The organism is Psychromarinibacter sediminicola (genome assembly GCF_029168335.1).
In the GTDB taxonomy this organism is placed as follows: Bacteria; Pseudomonadota; Alphaproteobacteria; order Rhodobacterales; family Rhodobacteraceae; genus Psychromarinibacter; species Psychromarinibacter sediminicola.
The window spans coordinates 1-4809 of sequence record NZ_JARGYC010000141.1 but is presented as its reverse complement, the minus strand read 5'-3'; the positions used below and the strand labels follow the sequence as shown (position 1 = coordinate 4809).

Sequence of the window (4809 nt, the reverse complement as noted above, 5' to 3'; positions counted from 1 at the left end):
CCTCGACCTCGTCACTCTGGCGGTTCTTCCAACGGCACGGGATTACGAGGAAAAAAAGACCGGTCACGCCGTCGAGCAGGATCGTCCGGACGTCCTGAAGCAGCGCCTCGACTGGTTCGACGGGCAGCTCGACCTGGATCCGGATCGGCTTGTCTTCATCGACGAAACGTGGACGGCGACCAATATGGTCCGCAGCCATGGGCGCTGCCAGCGGGGGGAGCGGCTGCGGATGGGTTTCCCGCACGGGCACCGCAAAACCACGACCCTGGTTGCCGGGTTGCGCAAATCCGGCATGGTCGCGCCGATGACACTCGACGGGCCGATCAACGGCAACTGGTTCGAGGCTTACGTTCGCCATGTCCTGGTTCCGGCGCTGCGCCCCGGCGACGTGGTGATCATGGACAACCTCTCCAGCCACAAGCGGGCATCGGTGCAGGACATGATCGAGGCGGCAGGCGCGCGGCTGATGTTCCTGCCGCCCTACAGCCCCGACTTCAACCCCATAGAAATGGCCTTCGCCAAGCTCAAGGCACTGCTCAGAAAGGCCGCGGTGCGGACCGTGACAGGGCTCTGGGATGTCATCGGCGAGCTCATCGATTGCTTTACTCCGCAGGAATGCGCGAACTACTTCGCCGCCTGCGGATACGATGCAGATTGATCGGAAAACGCTCTAAGCCCGACGACATTAGGTTCGATAAATTTCTGCAGGTTCTAAGATCTTTTGCGAGGGCTGCGCTGCACTTGAACGAAAGAGTATTCCCAAAAATGAAGGGGAAGAAAAGAATAAAATTTGTTCTATTGACTCGCCCCGATATATTTGACAAGCTGAATCTTCAGAACCAAAGCGCAAGAGCAAGCGACAATTCCGTTGTTCTTAATTGGGACACAACCTACAAGCATCACCGGCAATCAGATCTCTTTAAGCTCGCTGACAGGTTCTTAGGAAGACAATCGGGGTGCGATTTCAAGGAAGGCGCCGCTTGGGATCATTATGTTTCAAAGGACGTATTACACGCTTCAGTTCGTGAGGCAGGCGACGAAGTGAATCGCTCATTTATAGAGTTCCTACGTGTTTCTTGGTTTCGACCTCGCGATATAATTAGATCCCTCCATATATGCCAATCTCAGGACTCCTGCGAGGAATACGTCACTAGAGAGGGGTTCGAAAGATCGTTCAAATGGTTCTCCGACTATCTCTATGGAGAAGTCAAAGATTTCTCCAGATTCTACTTTTCAGACGACACGTTTGACCTTATTGAGAGATTTTTTAGCGAGATTCAACGCCTGGACATTATAACCTACGAAAACTACATGGATGCGCATACGAGATTTATAGATAAAATAAAGAGCGGGCCGTCAAATTCGTCGCTCGACCCCAAGGTCGAAGACCCGGATGAGTTCCTTCAAATTCTTTATTCTTCTAATATAATTTGCTGGAGAGCTGAGAATGAGTTTGGATCTGTTGACGATTACTGGGCATTTCGAGAAAGGTCCGCCACGCAACTAGACCCCAAAGTTGGGCTATACCAGAAATATGCGGTCCATTATGGACTTCGCCGCGCGCTCCGCCTCACCAGCAAGATAGTAACGGGGGTAAAAGATTAGCGCCTAATCTCCCACCTCTCCCCCAAATCCCTGAGCCCCGCCCGGATCAACTCCCGCAACACCGCCTCGTCCACATCCGCCAGCTTGGTCACGTACACACAAGACTTCCCCAGCTTGTGCTTGCCCAGCCGCCCCAGGATCTCCCCGAAATCGGCGTATCCCGGCAGGATGTAGATCGAATGCGCCGCCTTGCGCGGCGAGAACCCGGTCGCCAGGAACTCCCCCGACCGCCCGCTGTCATAGACGTAGCGATACCGCCCGTAGCCGACCATCGACGGCCCCCACATCGCCGGCGCCCATCCCGTCACCTCGCGAAAGATCGCGTCCAGGCGTCGCGCCTCCTCCCGCTTGCGCGGCGGCTCGACCCGGTCGAGAAACGCCCCCACGTCAGCCCCGGTCGCCTGCGTCTTGTTCTCCGCCATCCGCCGATCCTCCCGCGGCCAAGTCTCCCCGCGGCGCCGATGCCGGTCAAGCACCGGAGTCCACCCCGTCCGGACACCCGCGCCCGACCCGGACAGTTACCGCTATCACCCACGAAACCAACCGCTTACACCCCCGTCCAACCTCGGACACTTCCCTCTTTCCCTTTCGCCCGGCCCGTTCCATAACCGGCCCATGACCGACCCCGCCGACTGGACCGCTCCCGACCTCGCCTGTATCGAGCGCCTCGCCCGCGCCGCGCTCGACGCCCTGCCGGCCCCCTTCGCCGACAAGGCCCGCGAGGTCGCCCTCAGGGTCGAGGAGTTCCCCTCCGACGCCCTTCTCGACGAGCTCGACATCGACGACCCCTTCGGCCTGACCGGGCTTTACGAGGGCATCCCCCTGACCGAGAAATCCACCTACGATCAGCCGATGCAGCCCGACACGGTCTGGCTCTTCCGGCGGCCGATCCTCGACGAATGGGCCGACCGGACCGACCAGCCCCTCGGCGCCCTCGTGGCCCATGTCCTCGTCCACGAGATCGCCCATCATTTCGGCTGGTCCGACGCCGATATCGCCGCCATCGACCGCTGGTGGGAGTGAGCCGGTAGAACCTCGCCCCGGCCCGGGTTATGACCGGAGCGACCGATCACCCCGAGAGGCCCCATGCGCACCGATATCCTGACGATCACCCTGAACCCGACCGTCGACTATGCGACCTCGGCCGACGAGGTCTATCCCGACCACAAGCTCCGCTGCTCGGAGCCCCATATCGACCCCGGCGGCGGCGGCATCAACGTGGCAAGGGCGGTGCGGCAGCTGGGCGGGCAGGCGACGGCCCTGATCGCCATCGGCGGCGGCTCGGGGGCGCAGATGCTGCAGCTCCTGGCGCTGGAGGGGGTGCCGACGGTGGCCTTCCAGGGGCCGGGCGAGACCCGGCTGTCCTTTTCCGTGACCGATCTGAAGGCGAACGAGCAGTATCGCTTCGTCATGCCGGGCCCGATCTGGACCGAGAAGGACGTCGAGCGGGGGCTGACCTCGATCGACCAGTCGACGGGGGACGGCACGATGGTGGTCCTCTCGGGCAGCCAGCCGCCGGGGGTGGCCAAGGAGTTCCCCTCGATCCTGGCCCATCACGTGACCGGCCGGCAGGCGCGGCTGATCGTGGACACCTCGGGGCCGGCCCTGTTCGACCTGGTCCGGCAGACCCACGAGGCGGTCTATGTGCTTCGGATGGACGATGCCGAGGCGGAGGAGCTGGCCGGCAAGCCCCTGCCCGACCGGGCCGACACGGCGGCCTTCGCCCGGGGCCTGGTGGAGAAGGGCGCGGCCTCGAACGTGATCGTGGCGCGGGGGGCCGACGGGTCGGTGATGGCCAACAGGGAGGGGGCTTGGCACGCGGTCGCGCCCCGGGTCGAGGTGGTCAGCAAGGTCGGGGCCGGCGACAGCTTCGTCGGCGGCTTCGCCCTGTCGGCGGCGCGGGGAGAGGGGCTGCCGGATTGCCTGAAATTCGGGGTCGCGGCGGCGGCGGCGGCCTGTACGACGGCGGGAACCCAGCTGTGCGACCTGGGCGTCGCGGAGGGGCTGCTGGAGAAGACGGTGCTGGAGGAAATCTGAGGGCGTCCGAGGTTGGACGGGGTGGCAAGTTCCTGGAATCGCTTGCGATAGCGGTAACAGGACGGGTCGGACACCGGGCGGCACAGGGTGACCGTGGGCGATGGGTGAACCCGCGCCGCGGGTGCGGCGCGGAACCACCCATCCTACGGGGAGCGCCGGGCCGTCAGGCGGGTTCGGCCACCCGCTCGGAGGCCGCGAGCTTCGCGGTCATCTCCACCAGGCGGCGCGACTGGTGCGCGATGGCCTTGCGGCTCTTGTCGTCGATCTCGCCCGCGACCATCGAAAAGCCATAGGGGTTGCCGGTCTCGAACTGGATCGGGTCGGTATAGCCCGGCGCGACGATGACGCTGCCCCAGTGCATCGCCGTGGCGTAGAGGCCCTGCAGCGTGGTCTCGTGGCCGCCGTGCAGCGTCGAGGCGCTGGTCGAGGCGGTGAAGGTCTTGTTGGCCAGCTTGCCCTCCTGCCAGATCGGGCCCAGCGTGTCGATGAAGGCGCGCATCTGGCTGGCGACGTTGCCGTAGCGGGTGGGCGAGATGAAGAAATAGCCGTCGGCCCAGATCATGTCGTCATGGGAGACCTCGGGGATGTCCTGCATCTTGTCGAGCTGGGCTTTCCAGGCGTCCTGGCCCTCGACGACTTCTTTCGGCGCGGTCTCGGCCACGCGGCGCAGGCGGATCTCGGCGCCGGCCTGTTTCGCGGCCTTCTGCGCTTCGAGGGCGATCTGATGGTTGGTGCCGTAGGTCGTGTAGAAAACGATGGCGATTTTCGGTGCGGTCATTGTGCGTACTCCTTGGATCCTGCCGAGTAGTTACGCTTTCAATTCTGTTCTTCCATGGGAAGTTCCGTGCGGAAGACCGAAGGTTCTGTGCGCGGATGCACGTTTGCGGGCGGGGGTGTGGCGCGGGGAGCGGTGTGCGGGGCGCGATGGGTGCGAGCACCCATCCTACGCGCGGCTTCAAAGGTTGGAACGGCGGAGCCGCGCGAGGACCGAGGCGCGTTGGCTCACGGCTTCGTTCGCGATATGCAACGACTTATGCCGACGGTCTTCCGCATCGAGGGATTTCGCTTCTTCTTCTAGAGCTTCGTGCGTTTAATCGTGGGCATATCCTGCGGCCTTGAAGTAGTTCCAGCATTCGTCGGGTTCGAAGAGATCGCAGATGTCGCCGA

Annotated in this window: 5 protein-coding genes and 1 pseudogene; 4 read left to right on the top strand and 2 right to left on the bottom strand. The window is 62.9% G+C overall.

The genetic code is table 11. From position 1 onward, the window contains the following. Window positions 1–658 (top strand): annotated as a pseudogene (locus tag P1J78_RS24130) (IS630 family transposase); the annotation flags it as partial. Then, a complete protein-coding gene (locus P1J78_RS24125) occupies window positions 655–1605 on the top strand; it encodes a P-loop ATPase, Sll1717 family (RefSeq protein WP_275569923.1) in 951 nt (316 codons plus the stop codon). The pseudogene P1J78_RS24130 and the gene P1J78_RS24125, both read left to right, overlap by 4 nt. On the opposite strand, the gene P1J78_RS24120 is transcribed toward P1J78_RS24125, so the two are convergent. After that, on the bottom strand, window positions 1602–2027 hold the full coding sequence (locus P1J78_RS24120) for a DUF1801 domain-containing protein (protein WP_275569922.1): 426 nt from the start codon (window positions 2025–2027) through the stop codon (window positions 1602–1604). The genes P1J78_RS24125 and P1J78_RS24120 overlap by 4 nt on opposite strands. A gap of 193 nt (window positions 2028–2220) precedes the next feature. Between P1J78_RS24120 and P1J78_RS24115 the strand changes: the two genes are divergently transcribed. Together P1J78_RS24115 and P1J78_RS24110 are read left to right on the top strand one after the other, a co-directional pair. After that, window positions 2221–2628 carry a metallopeptidase family protein gene (locus P1J78_RS24115; RefSeq protein ID WP_275569921.1) on the top strand — a complete coding sequence of 136 codons (408 nt, stop codon included), beginning with the start codon at window positions 2221–2223 and terminating at the stop codon, window positions 2626–2628. A 63-nt stretch (window positions 2629–2691) separates the two neighbouring features. Further along, a complete protein-coding gene (locus P1J78_RS24110) occupies window positions 2692–3642 on the top strand; it encodes a 1-phosphofructokinase family hexose kinase (protein WP_275569920.1) in 951 nt (316 codons plus the stop codon). Between the two features lie 163 nt (window positions 3643–3805). Here P1J78_RS24110 and P1J78_RS24105 read toward each other — a convergent pair whose 3' ends face one another. After that, window positions 3806–4420, bottom strand: coding sequence for an NAD(P)H-dependent oxidoreductase (locus P1J78_RS24105; RefSeq protein ID WP_275569919.1), 615 nt, complete (start codon window positions 4418–4420; stop codon window positions 3806–3808). Between the last annotated feature and the right edge of the window lie 389 nt (window positions 4421–4809).